Source organism: Parascardovia denticolens DSM 10105 = JCM 12538 (genome assembly GCF_001042675.1).
GTDB lineage: Bacteria > Actinomycetota > Actinomycetes > Actinomycetales > Bifidobacteriaceae > Scardovia > Scardovia denticolens.
In genome coordinates, this window is the sequence record NZ_AP012333.1 from 995,529 (window position 1) to 1,011,690 (window position 16,162).

Consider the following 16,162-nt stretch of genomic DNA (forward strand, 5'->3'; position numbering starts at 1 on the left):
TTAACGCAGGGAGTGCCTACTCGATCTGGCCGACGGCACGCTGCTTTTCCACCTTAGCGCACAGTTGCAGGAGCCGACGGATGCGGCCGGCGATGGCGTCCTTGGTGATGGGCGGGTCCGCCAGACGCCCCAGCTCCTCCAGGCTCGCCTCCCGGTGGTCCAGGCGCAGCTGGCCCGCTTGCCGTAGATTCTCGGGTATGTCGTCGCCCAAGACATGGAAGGCATGGGTGACCTTCTCGCTAGCCTCGACGGCCGCCTTGGCCGACCGCCGCATGTTGGCGTCGTCGAAGTTGGCCAGACGATTGGTCTTGCCATGATTGTCGGTTTCGCTATGCTTGCCGCTCCACTCCCGGGCGGTGTTGACCGCCCCCATCAGGGAGAGCATCCGTTCGATCACATCGGGGTCGCGCAAGGTGACGCGCAAGGAAGACATGACCTTCCTTTTGGAGACGGTGATTCCCAGGCGCCGAGCCATGTAAATCAAGGCGTCCGCGGCTTCCCCGCTGGGGCAGATGATCTCCAGGAAGGCGGGCTTGCCTGGTTCCGACAGGAACCCCCGGGCCATGAAGGCCCCTCGCCAGGCCGCCTTGACCTGGGAGATGTTGCCTTGGACCACGTCATCGGGCAGGCCTTTGACCGGGTGCCGACGCCGGTCCAATAGGCCGGACTGGAGGGCCAGGGCCCCACCCGCATGGAAGACGCGGACCGAATACCAGGTCATGGAATGGCCGTCCGGCAGGTTGCGGGCGGTCTGCACCAATTCGGCCTCATGCCCATAGACGGTGCGGATGGTCTCATGAAGCCAGGAAGCGACCTTGGCGTTGGAGAATTGGGTGATGACGACGAGGTGCTTCTGCAGGCTGCGAAGGCCGCCTCCGAAGCGGATAAGAGCGGAAGCTTCAGCCTTCCTGATGTTGATCGCTTCGTCACCGATGCCGGCCAGCTCGTCCTTAACCTCATCGACCAATGCCACGGTCTCCCCCTTTGATACTGCGAACAAAAATCAACACGCCCGACACGCCTACGGACACGCCTGATGACGATTTCTACCTTTCAAACTATGCCATTGTAACGGCAAGACTCGAAGAGGCTATTTCCCTTTCCCACAATGAGCTGAATCCGCCCCCGGTTTCTTATCCAGCTCGCGGGCGGAGACGGTCACGTTCAGATGATGCCGGCGCAGGCGTTTGGCGATCTCCTCGCTCATGGCGACGGACCGATGCTGGCCGCCAGTGCATCCGATGCCGATGGTCACGAAATGCTTGTCCTCCCGGGAATACCCATCGATGGCGATGAGCAGGGTCCGTACGAAAGCGTCCATGAATTCCTCGGCTCCGCGGGATTGCAGGACGTAATCACTGACCGGCTTGTCCCGGCCATTGAGGCTGCGCAGGTCGGGGATCCAATAGGGATTCGGCAAGAAGCGGACGTCGGCGATGAAGTCGGCATCGGTCGGGGTCCCATGTTTGAAGCCGAAAGAGAAGATATGGACGTTGACCGTGCTGGCCCCTTTGCCCAAAAGCTCCTCGTAGATCTGGGTGGAAAGCTGGTGGATGCTCAGACCGGTCGTATCGATGACGATGTCCGACCGTTCCTTCAATGAAGCCAGCAGCTCCCTTTCCTCAAGGATGCCGTCGATGAGCCTGCGCCCCTTCTGCAAAGGATGGGGCCGGCGGACGCTTTCATACCGTTTGATGAGTTCGTCGTCGGAGGCGTCCAGGAAGAGGATGCGGGTCTTGACCCCCAAATCATCCAGGTGGCTGATCACTTCGGCTATGTCTTCGAAATAATCGCGGGAACGCACGTCAATCACGGCGGCGAGCTTATGGACGTCGCTTCCGGAAGCGGTCATCATATCGACCATGGGGATGAGGAACTTGGGAGGCATGTTGTCGACCACGTACCAGCCCATGTCTTCCACGCTGTCCGCCGCATGGGTGCGGCCGGCGCCGGACATGCCGGTGATGAGCAGGACCTGAAAGTCCTTCCGCGGTGTCGGCTGGGGTTCCTGATTCGGTGCTTGGGCCATGTGCGCTCCTCTTGAGGGAATCTTCCATTCAGCATAACGAACCCCCCTCTACATATTCATGGCTCTTTTCTCATATTTTTTTCATAGTATTTTTTTCATAGGGTTTCCCATAGGTTTAAGGTGTAGCCATAGGCTTTTCCATAGGTTCAGGCTCGTCCTCCTTGGTGCAGGGAGCTATAGATGGCCGAAGCCTTGGCCTTCCCGATTCCTTTGACTTCCTGAAGGTCGTCGAGGCTGGCGGCCTTGATGGCTTTCAGGGAGCCGAAATGGTTGAGGAGCTTGCGTTGATAGGATAAGCCCACCCCGTCGATATCGTCCAAGGCGGAGCGCAGGGATCCTTTGGACCGCTTCTTGCGGTGGTAGGTGATGGCGAAACGGTGGGATTCGTCCCGGACCCGCTGCATCAGGTACAGGCCCTCGCTCTGCCTTTTCATGATGACCGGATAGTCGTCGTCCGGCAGCCAGATCTCCTCCAGCTTCTTCGCCAGACCGCAGACGGCTATGTCGTCGATTCCCAAGTCCGCCAAGGCCCGGGCGGCCGCTTTGACCTGGGGCTGCCCCCCATCGACCACGATCAGGCTGGGCCGGTAGGCGAAGCGAGGCCGCGACTGCGCTTCCGGGGAGGGCTCCTCACCGCCTGCCTTGTCATGGTTGAACCGCCTGGTCAAGGTCTCATACAAGGCGGACAAATCATCCACAGCCCCTTCACCATCGGCGCCACGGATGGAGAAATGCCGGTATTCCTTCTTTTTCGGGGCCCCATCCTCGAAGACCACCATGGAGGCCACCTGATAACCGCCGCCGGAGGCGTTGGAGATATCGTAAGCCTCGATGCGCAGGGGGGCCTCCTTCAGCCCCAGGGTCTGGGCGATCTCGTTCAAGGCCTGGGTGCGCAGACCGATATCGGTCATGCGTGAAGCCTTAAGGCGGGAGAAGGATTGCTGGGCGTTCTGGCTGGCCCGTTCCATCAGCTCCCTCTTCTCCCCCCGGGCCGCCACCCGGATGGTCACGACCGACCCGCGCAGGCCGGTCAGCCATTCCTCCAAATCGGCCTTGCGATCCGGCTCCCAAGGGATGATGACTTCCCGGGGAACGGGAGACATGGGGGCCACTAGGTCATCGCGGCCGGTCTCCTCTTGACGGGAGTGGCGTTCGCGGGTGGATTGGGCGCGGGAGGCGGCGTCCCTGGCCGTCGCCTGCTGGCTGGGGGCCAGAGCGTCCCGGCTGCGGGAGACGGCTATGGACCCGCTCGCGTCCCGCCGGCTTTCCTCCATCAAGTCGGAGTAGACCTGGGAAATCAGATCCGCGATGAGCTGGGCATCGGACACGTCCTCCACCCTTTCCACGCTCCAACTGCGCTCTCCCCGGATGGTGCCGGCGCGCACGAAGAAGCAGTGGACGCTGGCTTCCAGCTCGTCCGAAGCCAGGCCGAAGATGTCGGCGTCCACATCGGCATCAAAGACGACCGAGTTCTGCTCCAGAACCGAAGACAAGGCCGAAATCTGGTCGCGCAGGCGGGCCGCCTTCTCGAAGTCTAGCTTTCGGCTGGCCTCCAGCATCTCCTCCTTCAAGAAGTCGGCGTAGGTTCGTCCCAACCGGCCGGTCAGGATCCCCACCAGCTGCTCGCACATGGCCCTGTGGTCTTCAGCTGAAATCCAACCGACGCAAGGGGCGGAGCATTTCCCTATATAGGCCAGAAGGCACGGCCGGCCGGTCACCTGGGCCTTGTGGAAGGTGGAAGGGGCGCATGTCCGGACCGGGTAGGCGTGCAGGAGGGAATCCAAGGTATGTCTCATGTTCCAGACTTTGGGATAAGGGCCGAAGTAGCGGGTCCCCCTTTTGTTCCGGTTGCGGGTCACCCAGATCCGGGGGAATTCCTCGCTCAGGGAGATGGCAAGGTAAGGATAGGTCTTGTCATCCCGGAAGACCACGTTGAAACGGGGGTCGAACTCCTTGATCCAGGTGTACTCCAAAGTCAGCGATTCCAGCTCGGTGGCCACCACCGTCCATTCCAGGCTGCGGGCGGTGAGGACCATGTTCTGGGTACGCGGATGCAGATTATGCAGGGGCTGGAAGTAGTTGCTCAAGCGGTTGCGCAGGTTCTTGGCTTTTCCCACGTAGATGACCCGGCCCTGACCGTCCCTCCATTTGTAGACTCCCGGCTGGGTGGGAATGTCCGAAGGCTTGGGGCGGAAGAAGTCGCGGCTGTCCCCCAGGAGGGGGGCTCCGTTTTTATTGACGCCGCCTTTAAGACCACTCTTGACGCCGCTTTCCCCGCCGGCCTTGATGTCCTCGGCATCCCCGCTCCCGGTTTTGCGGAATCCGCTTGTCATGATTCCTTCGCTTTCGAAGAGCGGGCGTGAGCGGGCCGGGCGTGGGGGTCGGCCAACATCGCCTTCAGGTACTGCCCGGTCCAGGACCCTTCGACCTTGGCCACCTCTTCCGGGATTCCCTGGGCCACGATTCGCCCGCCGGCGTCCCCGCCTTCGGGGCCCAGATCGATGATCCAATCGGCGCATTTGATCACGTCCAGGTTATGCTCGATGACCACGATGGTGTTGCCTTTATCCACCAGGCTTTGCAGGACCTGCAGGAGCTTGTTGACGTCATCGAAATGCAGGCCGGTGGTGGGCTCGTCCAGGATGTAGATGGTCCGTCCATCGGACCTCTTTTGCAGCTCGGTGGCCAACTTGACCCTTTGGCTTTCCCCGCCGGACAAGGTTGGGGCGGGCTGGCCCAGACGGATGTAGCCGAGACCCACGTCCACCAGGGTGTCCAGATAGCGGGAGATGGCCGGATAGGCCTTGAAGAAACGGGCCGCCTCCTCGATGGGCATGTCCAGGACGTCGGAGACGGTCTTGCCGTTGTAGGTGACTTCCAAGGTCTCGCGGTTGTAGCGTTTGCCATGGCAGACTTCGCAGGGCACGTAGACGTCCGGCAGGAAATTCATCTCGATCTTGAGGGTCCCATCCCCGTGGCAGGCCTCGCACCGGCCGCCTTTGACATTGAAGGAGAAGCGGCCGGGGCCATAGCCGCGGACCTGGGCCTCGGGGGTCTTGGCGAAAAGTTGGCGGATCTTGTCCCAGACGCCCGTGTAAGTGGCGGGGTTGGAACGAGGGGTGCGGCCGATGGGGTTCTGATCCACATGGATGACCTTGCGCAGCTGGTCGACCCCTTTCACCCGGGTATGCTTGCCGGGGACGATCCGGGCCCCGTTGAGCTTGTCGGCCAGGACGGGGTAAAGGATCTGGTTGATCAGGGTGGACTTGCCGGACCCGGATACGCCGGTGATGGCGGTCATGACCCCTAGGGGGATGTCCACGGTCAGGTTTTTCAGGTTGTTCTCCCTGGCTCCGACGACGGTCAGTTCCTTGTCCGGGTCGATCGCGCGACGTCGGGCTGGCAGGAGGATGGCCTTGCGGCCGGCGATATAGTCGGCGGTCACGGACCGGGTTGCCTTGGTCAAGCCGGATGCCTTTCCGGAGTAGACGACTTCCCCGCCCTTCTCCCCTGCCCCAGGGCCGATGTCCACCAGCCAATCAGCGGTTTCGATGGTCTCTTGGTCATGTTCGACCACAATCAGGGTGTTACCCAAGTCACGCAGGTTATGAAGTGTGTGGATGAGCCGGCTGTTATCCCTTTGATGAAGACCGATGGAAGGCTCATCCAAGACGTACATGACTCCGACCAGGCCGGAACCGATCTGGGTGGCCAGGCGGATCCGCTGGGCCTCCCCGCCGGACAAGGTGGCGGCCGCCCGGGACAGGGTCAGATAGTTCAGACCCACGTCGTTGAGGAAGTCCAGCCGGGCCCGGATCTCCTTGAGCACTTCGGTGGCGATGGTGGCCGCCGCCCCCTGCAAGGTCAGGTTTTTCATCCACTGGCCGCATTGGGAGACCGGCATGTCGCACAAGTCGATGATCGACTGGCCTTCGATGGTCACGGACAGGACCTCGGGCTTGAGCCTCTTGCCTTGGCAGACCGGACAAGGCACTTCCCTCATATAGGACTCGTAATACTGCTTCATCAGATCGGAATCGGTCTCTTCATGCTTGCGCATGAGGGTGCGGACCACGCCTTCGAAGCCGCTGGAATATTCGACGTTGCGGCCCCAGCGGTTACGGTAGGAGACCTTCACCTTGAAATCGTGGCCGAAAAGGATGGCATGCCGGGCCTCTTCCGGCAGGTCCTGCCAGGGCTGGTCCAGGGAGAATCCCAATTCTTCGGACAGGCCTTCCAAAAGGTGGGTGTAGTAGCGTTCCTGGGTCTTGGAAGTGGACCAAGGCTCGATGGCCCCCTCCCGCAAGGTCTTTTCCGGGTCGGAGACGACCAGCTCGGGGTCGATTTCCAGCTTGTAGCCGATCCCGGTGCATTCAGGGCAAGCCCCGTAAGGGGCGTTGAAGGAGAAGGTCCGGGGCTCGATCTCATCCAGCTCCAGCTCGTGGCCGTTGGGGCAGCTGCGTTTCTCCGAGAAGGGCTGGCGACGGTGGGGATCGTCCTGGTCCTTGTCCACGTAGTCGATGACGATGATGCCGTTGCCCAAGCGCAAAGCGGTCTCCACCGAATCGGTCAGACGTTGGCGGATCCCTTCTTTGATGACCAGACGGTCGACGATGACCTCGATGATGTGCTTCTTCTGCTTGGCCAGCTTGATCTCTTCCGACAGCTCATGGCGCTCGCCGTCGATGATGGCCCTGGCGTAGCCGTCGGACCGCAAAGTCTCCAGAAGCTCCACGAATTCGCCTTTGCGCCCTCGGGCCACGGGAGCCAGGATTTGGAACCGGGTGCGCTCCGGCAGTCTCAGAAGGGTGTCCACGATCTGTTGGGGGGTCTGGGCGGAAACGGTCAGGCCGCAGACGGGGCAATGGGGCACGCCCACCCGGGCGAAGAGGAGACGGAGATAATCGTAGATCTCGGTGATGGTCCCCACAGTGGAACGGGGGTTGCGGTTGGTGGTTTTCTGGTCGATGGAGACGGCCGGGCTCAGGCCTTCGATGAAGTCCACGTCCGGTTTGTCCATCTGGCCCAGGAATTGGCGGGCGTAGGCGGACAGGGATTCCACGTACCTTCTTTGCCCTTCCGCGAAAAGGGTGTCGAAGGCCAAAGACGACTTGCCTGAGCCGGACAGGCCGGTGAAGACGACCATCTGATTGCGGGGGATGGCCAGGTCCACGTTCTTCAGGTTATGTTCGCGGGCTCCGTGTATGAGGATCTTCTGGTCGTGGGGCAGGTTTTCCAAAGGATCCACGATGGCTCCCGGCGCCACCCTCATGCTTCGGTCGTTATGCTCGATCAATTCAGCCATGGCCCCTCGCCTATTCTGCCGGCTTTGCCGTCCGGCGCCTATTTCGTTTCTTGAAACCGGCTCCCATGGTACAAAAATCATCCCGACAAATTAGAATGAGACCTTTGGAAATCTCATCGCGTCTTTCGGCGCGGTTCATGGCAGAAGGATGCACCAGATGGCTATCGAGGCTCACGGTTTGGAAATCCGCATCGGCGCCCGGCTCTTGCTGGCCCCGACCGATTTCATCGTCTCCAGGGGGGACCGCATCGGCCTGGTTGGGCGCAACGGGGCCGGCAAGACCACCCTGACCCGGGTCATCACCGGACAGGCCCTGCCATCCGCCGGAAGCGTGAAGGTGTCCGGCAAACTGGGCTACCTGCCTCAGGACACCCATGCAGCCGACCAGGACCAATCCGCTCTGGACCGCATCATGAGCGCCCGGGACCTGGCTTCCATCATCTCCCGTATGCGCAAGGCTGAAAAGGATATGACCGACCCGGACTCGTCCATCATGGAAAAGGCCATGAAACGTTATGACAAGGCCACCCAAGATTTCGAGAACGCCGGAGGTTACGCCGCCCAGTCGGATGCCATCGTCATGGCCGAAAGCCTGGGTATCCCCCAAGATATCCTCAAGAACTCCTTAGGCACCCTGTCCGGCGGCCAGCGCCGCCGCATCGAATTGGCCCGGATCCTCTTCTCCGACGCTGACACCTTGATTTTGGATGAGCCCACCAACCATCTGGACGCGGATTCGATCGAATGGCTGCAGAAATATCTGAAATCGTACGAAAAAGGCCTCCTGGTCATCTCCCACTCGACCGAACTGTTGGGCGAGACCGTCAACAAGGTCTGGCATTTGGACGCCCAGACTGCTCATATTGACATGTATTCCCTGGGCTGGCACGCGTATCTGAAGCAGAGGGCCGTGGACGAGGAGCGCCGCCGGCGCGAGCGCGAAGTGGCCGAGAAGAAGGCGGAGCGTCTGATGAAGCAGGGGATCCGCCTGCATGCCAAGGCGACCAAGGCCGTGGCCGCCCAGAACATGATGCGCCGGGCGGAAAAGCTTTTGGAAGGCACCAGCGCCGGACAGAAGAAGGAGAAGGTGGCCGACATCCGCTTCCCCACCCCCCTGCCTTGCGGCCGCACTCCCATCATGGCCAAGGACATCTCCAAGGCTTATGGGTCCAACATCGTCTTCGCCGGCATCAACCTGGCGATCGACAAGGGCTCCCGGGTGGTCATCCTGGGATACAACGGGGCCGGCAAGACCACGACCTTGCGGATTCTGGCCGGCCAGGATAGTCCCGATACGGGCGAAGTCATCTATGGTCACGGAGCCAAGATCGGCTACTTCGCTCAGGAACACGACACTTTGGATGAGACGGCCACCGTTTTGGAAAATCTGCGGCACGTGGCCCCGCAACTGGATGACACCCGCACGAGGGCGATCCTGGGCTCCTTCCTTTTCTCCGGCGATGACGCCTTCAAACTGACTTCCGTCCTCTCCGGCGGGGAAAAGACCCGTCTGGCTTTGGCCACCCTGGTCACGTCCGGCGCCAACGTCCTTCTCTTGGATGAGCCCACCAACAACCTGGATCCCGCTTCCCGCGAAGAAATCCTCAAGGCCATTGCCAAGTATGAAGGGGCCATCGTCCTGGTCACCCATGATGAAGGCGCGGTCAAGGCCCTCAATCCTGAACGGGTCCTTCTCCTGCCTGATGGGGATGAGGACCTCTGGGATGACGGCTATCTGGACCTGGTGGCGGAAGAGTAGCCTTCAGCCCCGTCTACTATGGTTCACATTCCAAGCTCCGTCCAAAAGGCCTCTCGTTGCAGCAGCTTCAATATCATTAAACCAACTGATTGCTTTTGAACCACGATATCCACAATGTTTCCAATTTGAATCAAAGAGTTTTGGATTATAGCCTTTCCTCACATCTCCTACGGCCTGTGAGATATCGCCAGCCGTATCCCAACAACTATAAAGTTTTCCATCGCTCGCGACAACAAGACCTGCTCTCTCAAAAGGATCCCCACATGTGCCGCAGTGCATGCGCATAAATTTGGTTGATGCATGCAGTTCATTTTCTGCAAGCAATTTATAGATATGGTAAATTTGTCTAATCAATTCTCCTTTTTCCCAATTTGAATCATGATAGCTGTCAGTATCATCGATAAGTGCAAGGTTAATCCGAGCATGCTTACCTATCATGGTTCTTGATAAATCAATAATTAATTCATCAATGCTCCTGAGGTTTTGACTCGTTACATTAATTCTTATATTAAGTTTAATTCCACTGCCAACGACTAGTTTACATGCATTCATCACTTGACGATACGTTCCTCTGCCACTCCGATTTTTTCGGAATTTATTATGAAAATAAGAATTACCATCAAACGTAATCTGTACTTCATTACAGCCAATTTTATCGAGTATCTGCAGCGAATTGGGAGATATAAGAGTCCCATTTGTAATAACTGACACAGAACGAATTTGTATAAGAGCTCTCAGCTCCTTTACAAAGTCTCCAATATCATCTAAATACATGAGAGGTTCACCACCTAATAGAGACAAATCAATTTGTTTCATTCTTGCCCGATTCATTTCAGCAAAAATAAAATTTGCTATCTCTCTCTTATCACATATGTCTTTTTTGTGAATAGTCAGCTTCCAAATTCCTTTCTGCTCTTTTAAACTTTCGTGCTTTTGGTAACAATATGAGCAGGTGAGGTTACATGCGAACCCCGGATGATAGGCAACGGCGAATGCCGAGTCCCATGAGGACGAGGGGAAAACACCGCTTAAAGATGCTAAAGCCTCAGCGAATCGTTCATTGCTGAAAAGCCAAGCCAGTAAGTTTGGACATATCGCCGACATCGTATTCGTCGCAATAAGAGATGTGTGGCGACCCGTAATAACCGTTAGAGACATATAATACCGCCTAAATCGTTATAGATTGTCTGGTGACTAGTTATGCCACGTAGTCACCAGACAATTCTAGGGAAAAGACAAAGCAAAGCAATAATCACTGCTACCTATGCCTTGCTCCACACTTATCATCCCACCGCATCGGCTTAATCTTGATATTTAGAAGTCCAAGCAATTTTTTAATCATTTGAGTCACCTCCTTTCAGTTGGTAATTAAAGAGACTATTGAAGACTGGACTATGTTGAACAAGTTCGTCATATGTACCGCAATCAACAATCGTCCCAGAGTCAAAAATATAAATCATATCAGCAGCTTTGAGTGTCCAGGCCCGGTGGGTCACCAGGATGGTCAGCTTGTCTTTCCCTCGTTTCTTCAGTTCGTGGATGATCTCCTCTTCGGCGGCGGAATCGACGTTGCTGGTCGGTTCGTCGAAAACACGGACCGGGGCGTCCTGGACCAGGCTGCGGGCGATGGCCAGCCGCTGCCATTGTCCGCCTGAAAGATCGGCCCCGTCCCATTGAGCCCCCAACTGAGTGTCCAATCCGTCCGGCAGAGAGCGAACCAGATCTGCTTCACCGACCGATTCCAAGGAATCCCAGAGAAGCCTTTCCCGATCAGTCCGATTTCCGCCGCTGTCTGCCCTCCCTCTTCCTAAAGAGAGGTTTTCCCGAACCGTGAATTCGAAGTGGTTGTAATCCTGAACCATGAAGGACATGATCTCCGACTTCTTTTTCGGGCTCAGCTGGGACAGGTCGATTGTTTGGCTGATGGGCTTTCCCCGGCTTTGGCCTGATTTGAAAATCATGGAACCAGCCTGGGGCTTGACTGCCCCGGACAGGCATTTCAAAAGCGTGGTCTTACCGGCTCCGTTGCGCCCGACGAAAGCGATGAACTCGCCTTTCTTCGCCTTGAGGGACACATCATGGACGGCGGAGGCGTCAGCCTGTGGATAGGTGAAGGAAAGACCCGACAGGTCCAGTTCGAAATCGGCCTCCGGCGTCAGAAGCACGCCAGAGGAGAGTTCAGCGACTCCCTGACCCTTTGTCGCTATCCTTGGTATCGGAGGTTTCTCAGCCACCAACTTCTGCAAGCTGGAAATGGAGATGGAGGCCTGGACCATGTTGCCCAGCTCGTAGGCGACGCTGGCGGTTGCCTGCATGCCGGAGAGGACCCCCACGACCGACCCGGCTATGAGAGAGGGAGAAGCCCCTTCATAGAGGAGGGAGATGATGGCAAGGATCAGCAAGGCGCCGGAGACGACGCCGGCGACAAGGTCCGATTCCAAGCCAACCCGCTCGATCCCCTGGCTTAGTTCGCGTTGCCTGCGGTAGCAGGGCCGGGCCTTGCGGGCGACGAATCCCTGGGCTCCCAGAGTCGCCAGCTCGACGGCTGGACGTTCATAAGTGAGCTGGTTCTCCAGATATTCCCCATACCGACGGCTGCGCATGACCTTCGGCCATGTTCTTTGATCGAACTCCGCATAGACCATGGTGCCTATGACCGAGGGGAAAAGGCAGAGGAGGACGAGGATTGCGGCGACCCAGCTGGCCCGCCAAATCGTCACCATCAAGCTCAGACAAACGATCACGGAGGTGAAGACGGCGTTGATCGCCGCCACCTGCAGGGTGATGCTTCCCGAATTGACGGCTTCACGCGCCTGCCGCGCCAGATCGCCTTCCTCCTGGCTCCCGATTTCGTCTGGTCGCCTGCGAGACAAGGCCTCATTGATGGAGTTACGGCACCATTCGACCATGGGATTCTGGGTCATCCGCCACAAGTCGGAGACCACATTCCTCAATCCCAAATACCCTGCCACCAGGACCCCGGTGATGACGGACCAGGTCAGAGCCCGTGGACGACCGGGGAGGGAGAGGGCTTCGGTGAGCTTCCCAACCGATACCGTTTGCAGGCTGGGGACCAGGGATGCGACCAGACCCAGAATCAAAGCGGGAAGAACAAAACGCCAAGATGATTTAAATGCGACCCGGACGCACCAGGCGCAGGAGGAAAGAACCGTTCGCATTCGCTTCATATATGCCATTCCTTCCTTTCTTCATGGAGCCACTGTGAAGGCAAGTGAATTTCTGATTCGTATTTCTTTTATACATCATGATAGCCCTGATGGAATCTGACACGCCGCAGGGCCGGGGAACAAGCCGCCAGCCTTGCTCATATTCCGAAACCGGAAGGGCTTATCGGACCGAGTCGGGGCCTAAACTCGATGTATGACACTCCTGCAGCTTAAATACGTGGTCAAGATCGTGGAATGCGGCTCCATGAACGAAGCGTCCAAAGAGCTCTACATCTCCCAGCCCGCGCTCAGCTCCGCCATCAAGGAGCTGGAGAAGGAGATGAACATCGAGATCTTCACCCGCTCCCCCCAAGGAATCTCCTTGACCGTGGACGGGCAGGAATTCATCACCTACGCCCGGCAGATCCTGGACCAGACCGCCCTGCTGGAGAACCGATACAAGCACACCCGTCCTCGCAGACAACTTTGCCAGGTGGCCACCCAGCATTACATGTTCGCCGTGGAAGCCTTCGTGGAAATGATCAAGAACATGAACGCCGACGAATACGAGTTCGCCATCCGGGAGATGAGGACCAGGGACATCATCAACTCCGTGGCCAACATGCAGTCGGAGATCGGCATCATCTATACCTCCGATTTCAACCGGGACGTCATCTCCAAGCTCCTGAGGGAGAAAAGGCTGGTCTTCCACCCCCTCTTCCGGGCCAATCTCCATGTCTACCTATCCCGGACCAACCCCTTGGCCTCCAAGGAAAAAGTCACCTTGAAAGACTTGGAGCCCTACCCCTTCCTCCAATACGACCAGGGGGAGGAAGGCAGCTTCTACTTCTATGAAGAGGCGATTTGGCCGAAATACGCCCGCAAACAAATCAATGTGAGCGACCGCGCGACCATCTTCAACTTCATCGTCGGTCTGAACGGGTATACCATCTGCACGGGCATCAACAACGAAGACCTGGATAACGAGAAGATCATCGCCGTCCCCCTCGATAGCGACGTGACCATGCTCCTGGGCTGGATCGGTATGAGCCGGACCAACCTGTCCAAGGCCGGGGAAGGCTACCTGGCCCAGTTGAAGCAGGTGGTCCTTTCCCACGGCCTGTCTTTGGCGGAAGAGTAGAGGCGACCTTATTTCGACGCCCCGTAGAGGGCCAGATAATCCCGGGCGGCCTGATAGCGCTCAGCCGACAGGACCGGTTTCCCTTCCCCGTCCGTCAAAGTCCGGGCGGCTTCCAGGATCTGACGGATGGTGGCGATGGCGATGACCGGGAAACCGAATTCCCCGCTGACCGCCCGCACGGCGGATTGGTCGGAATCCTTGGTCTTCTCCATGCGGTCGACGGACAGGACCAAGCCGACGATGTCGACTTCGGCCGCGGCCTTCAGTTTGGGAACGACTTCATGGACGGCGGTGCCGGCGGTCATGACGTCATCGACCATGAGGACCCCCATGTCATCGGTCAGCTGGGTCCCGACGAAGAGGCCACCGTCCCCGTGGTCTTTGGCCTCTTTCCGGTCGAAAGTGTAGCCGACCGGACGGCCGGCCGCGGTCAAGGCCATGGAAGTGGATACGGCCAAAGGGATGCCCTTGTAGGCCGGGCCGAAGACGGTGCCGAAATCCGCCGGAATCTCCCCCTGGCTGATGGCCCTGACGATGGCCCTTTGGTAGAAAGAGCCTAGGCGGGAGATCTTCCCCCCATCGTCGAAGGCTCCGGCATTGATGAAATAAGGCGACCGTCGGCCGGATTTCAGGGTGAAGTCCCCGAATTTAAGGGCCTGGCAGTCCAAGAGGAAGGAGGTGAATTCCCGGCTGAGAGGGTCGACCAAGTCCGCCCCCTGATTTCCTTGCTGATTCATGGTCATGGCGTCCTTTCGCGGATGAATGGAAAAGGTTGATGCTCGGATAAATGGTTGGATGGATGCCCTTAATCCTGGCCCACCGGCCAGGTCTTTCCTTGGGCCAGAAGGGCGGACAGGTCGGGCCGTTCGTCCAGCAGGGAATCCAGGCCCAGGGCGACCTTCATCGGGGCGGTCGGATCGATCAAGGCCGCCGAGCCGACTTCCACAGCGTTGGCTCCGGCATAAAGGAATTCCAAAGCGTCTTCGGCCGTGGCTATGCCCCCGATCCCAATCAGGGGGATATGGGGCAAGGCCTGCCGCACCTTGTAGACCATGGCCAGGGCCATGGGGTGGATGGCCGGGCCGGACACGCCTCCGGTCACGTTGGCGATGATCGGCCTGCCGGTGCGGATGTCGATCCTCATCCCCACGAAGGTGTTGATCAGGCTGAGGGCGTCGGCCCCGTTGTCGACGGCCGCCCGGGCCACGGTCGTGATGTCGGTGATGTTGGGGGTCAGTTTGACGATCAGAGGCTTGTCGGCCAATGGGCGAAGCCTCTTCATGAGGACCTCCAGGGCCGCCGGGTCGGAGCCGACCGCCATGCCACCTGCGGACACGTTCGGACAGGACACGTTGATTTCCAACATGTCAGCCGGGCTATCCGCCAGCTTCTCCACCACCTGGCAGTAGTCGTCATTGCTATGGCCGGCCACGTTGGTCACCACGGTGGCCCCCAGGTGTTTCAACCGGGGAAGCTCATCCTGGAGGTAGACGTCCACGCCGGGATTCTGCAGACCGACGGCGTTCACCGTCCCTGCGGGGGATTCGGCCGACCGGGGGGCCGGGTTCCCCTCCCAGGGGATGGGAGAGACTCCTTTGGTGCTGACCGCTCCCAGCTGGGAGACGTCATAAAAGCGGCCGCAGGCGTCCAGGTTGAAGGTGCCGGAGGCCGTGCCCACCGGGTTCTTCCAAGGAACTCCGGCCACCACGGTGGGATGGTTCCAGGTCCGGGCCTGGATGCTGGCGGCGAAGAAGCCGTCTTCGTCCTCCCGGGCCGGGCTGCTTGCCACAGCATCGATCCCTTGGGCCCTGTCCATGTCCGCATCCATGCCCGCCTCGATTCCCATATTCGCATCCACGTCCATCATCCTTTCAGGCATCGCGCTTTCAAACCTCGTTCCAGCCTAATTCCTCGGAGCCGAAGGCCGGTCCATCCATGCAGATCTTCTTATAGCCGTGAATGGTGGGGGTCACGCAGGTGAAGCAGGCGCCGAAGCCGCAGCCCATCCGCTCCTCCAAAGAGAACTCGGCCTGTACGCCTTCCGTGGCCGCCCATCGGGCCACGGCCTTCATCATGACCGCCGGGCCACAGGAAAGGATGACGACCCGGGACTTGTCCTGTCCGGGGTTCTCTTTCATCCATCGGTCTAGGAGGTCGATGACGTTGCCTTCAGCGTTATCGATGGAGTATGCCTGAGAGACATACTTACCCACAGATTCATCGGCGAAATGAATGTTTCGATAACCGAAAAGGGAGACGGCCGACGAAGTCCCCATCCGGTTTATGTCCCTGGCGGCGGCGATGAGCGGAGGAACCCCCAGGCCGCCGCCGACCAGGAGGTAGGTCACCCCTTCTTTCAGGGCGAAAGGCCGACCAAGGGGGCCGAGGATGTCGATCGTCTCCCCTGCCTTCTTCCGGCTGATCTCCCTGGTCCCCTCACCCACCGTGGCGAAGAGGAAGGAGACCTGGTCCCCTTCGATGTCGCAGATGCCCAAAGGCCTGGGGAAAAGCCGCTGTGCGTCGCCGGTGAAGAAGTCGACGAATTGCCCCCCGCGGGCGTTGGAAGCCAGGTAAGGGTCTTCGATGACCATGCGACAGACCCCGCCCGTCAAGGCTTCCATGGAGATCAGGGGGACGGACCGGCGGGAGGGAAGGAACCCGTGTTCATGCCGCAGATGGGCGCTGGGCGCCGGCTCGGCTGCTGCGGTGCGGGTAGGGCTGAAACGAGGGGCGGTCATGGCGTCTCCTTGTGTGGATTGTC

The 16,162-nt window shown here is 58.9% G+C and carries 11 protein-coding genes; 2 read left to right on the plus strand and 9 right to left on the minus strand.

The features are described from left to right. Positions 1–16: 16 nt before the first annotated feature. From whiA to uvrA, 4 genes are all read right to left on the minus strand, one after another. Positions 17–973: a DNA-binding protein WhiA gene (gene whiA / locus PSDT_RS04205; RefSeq protein WP_006289188.1), complete on the minus strand. Its 957-nt coding sequence runs from the start codon at positions 971–973 to the stop codon at positions 17–19. Between the two features lie 117 nt (positions 974–1,090). Continuing rightward, entirely contained in the window at positions 1,091–2,029 is a 939-nt protein-coding gene (gene rapZ, locus PSDT_RS04210) for an RNase adapter RapZ (protein ID WP_006289187.1), read from the minus strand. Positions 2,030–2,175: 146 nt separating this feature from the next. After that, positions 2,176–4,362 carry an excinuclease ABC subunit UvrC gene (uvrC, locus tag PSDT_RS04215; RefSeq protein WP_006290414.1) on the minus strand — a complete coding sequence of 729 codons (2,187 nt, stop codon included), beginning with the start codon at positions 4,360–4,362 and terminating at the stop codon, positions 2,176–2,178. Beyond that, on the minus strand, positions 4,359–7,301 hold the full coding sequence (uvrA, locus tag PSDT_RS04220) for an excinuclease ABC subunit UvrA (protein ID WP_397224549.1): 2,943 nt from the start codon (positions 7,299–7,301) through the stop codon (positions 4,359–4,361). The genes uvrC and uvrA overlap by 4 nt, the downstream gene beginning before the upstream one ends. 190 nt (positions 7,302–7,491) lie before the next feature. Here uvrA and PSDT_RS04225 point away from each other — a divergent pair, with 190 nt between their 5' ends. After that, entirely contained in the window at positions 7,492–9,093 is a 1,602-nt protein-coding gene (locus tag PSDT_RS04225; protein WP_006289183.1) for an ABC-F family ATP-binding cassette domain-containing protein, read from the plus strand. Between the two features lie 3 nt (positions 9,094–9,096). Here PSDT_RS04225 and PSDT_RS08095 read toward each other — a convergent pair whose 3' ends face one another. Both PSDT_RS08095 and PSDT_RS04230 read right to left on the minus strand, forming a co-directional pair. Further along, positions 9,097–10,251, minus strand: coding sequence for a radical SAM protein (locus PSDT_RS08095; protein ID WP_006289182.1), 1,155 nt, complete (start codon positions 10,249–10,251; stop codon positions 9,097–9,099). Positions 10,252–10,427: 176 nt separating this feature from the next. Next, positions 10,428–12,281 carry an ATP-binding cassette domain-containing protein gene (locus PSDT_RS04230; RefSeq protein ID WP_223293559.1) on the minus strand — a complete coding sequence of 618 codons (1,854 nt, stop codon included), beginning with the start codon at positions 12,279–12,281 and terminating at the stop codon, positions 10,428–10,430. 193 nt (positions 12,282–12,474) lie between these two features. Here PSDT_RS04230 and PSDT_RS04235 point away from each other — a divergent pair, with 193 nt between their 5' ends. Beyond that, entirely contained in the window at positions 12,475–13,401 is a 927-nt protein-coding gene (locus PSDT_RS04235) for a LysR family transcriptional regulator (RefSeq protein WP_006289180.1), read from the plus strand. An 8-nt stretch (positions 13,402–13,409) separates the two neighbouring features. Here PSDT_RS04235 and pyrE read toward each other — a convergent pair whose 3' ends face one another. From pyrE to PSDT_RS04250, 3 genes are all read right to left on the minus strand, one after another. Further along, positions 13,410–14,144: an orotate phosphoribosyltransferase gene (gene pyrE / locus PSDT_RS04240; protein ID WP_006289179.1), complete on the minus strand. Its 735-nt coding sequence runs from the start codon at positions 14,142–14,144 to the stop codon at positions 13,410–13,412. A 62-nt stretch (positions 14,145–14,206) separates the two neighbouring features. Further along, the gene (locus tag PSDT_RS04245; protein ID WP_006289178.1) at positions 14,207–15,268 is read right to left on the minus strand and encodes a dihydroorotate dehydrogenase; all 1,062 of its coding nucleotides are present in this window, start codon (positions 15,266–15,268) and stop codon (positions 14,207–14,209) included. A gap of 19 nt (positions 15,269–15,287) precedes the next feature. Then, positions 15,288–16,139: a dihydroorotate dehydrogenase electron transfer subunit gene (locus PSDT_RS04250; protein WP_006290409.1), complete on the minus strand. Its 852-nt coding sequence runs from the start codon at positions 16,137–16,139 to the stop codon at positions 15,288–15,290. Positions 16,140–16,162 lie beyond the last annotated feature (23 nt).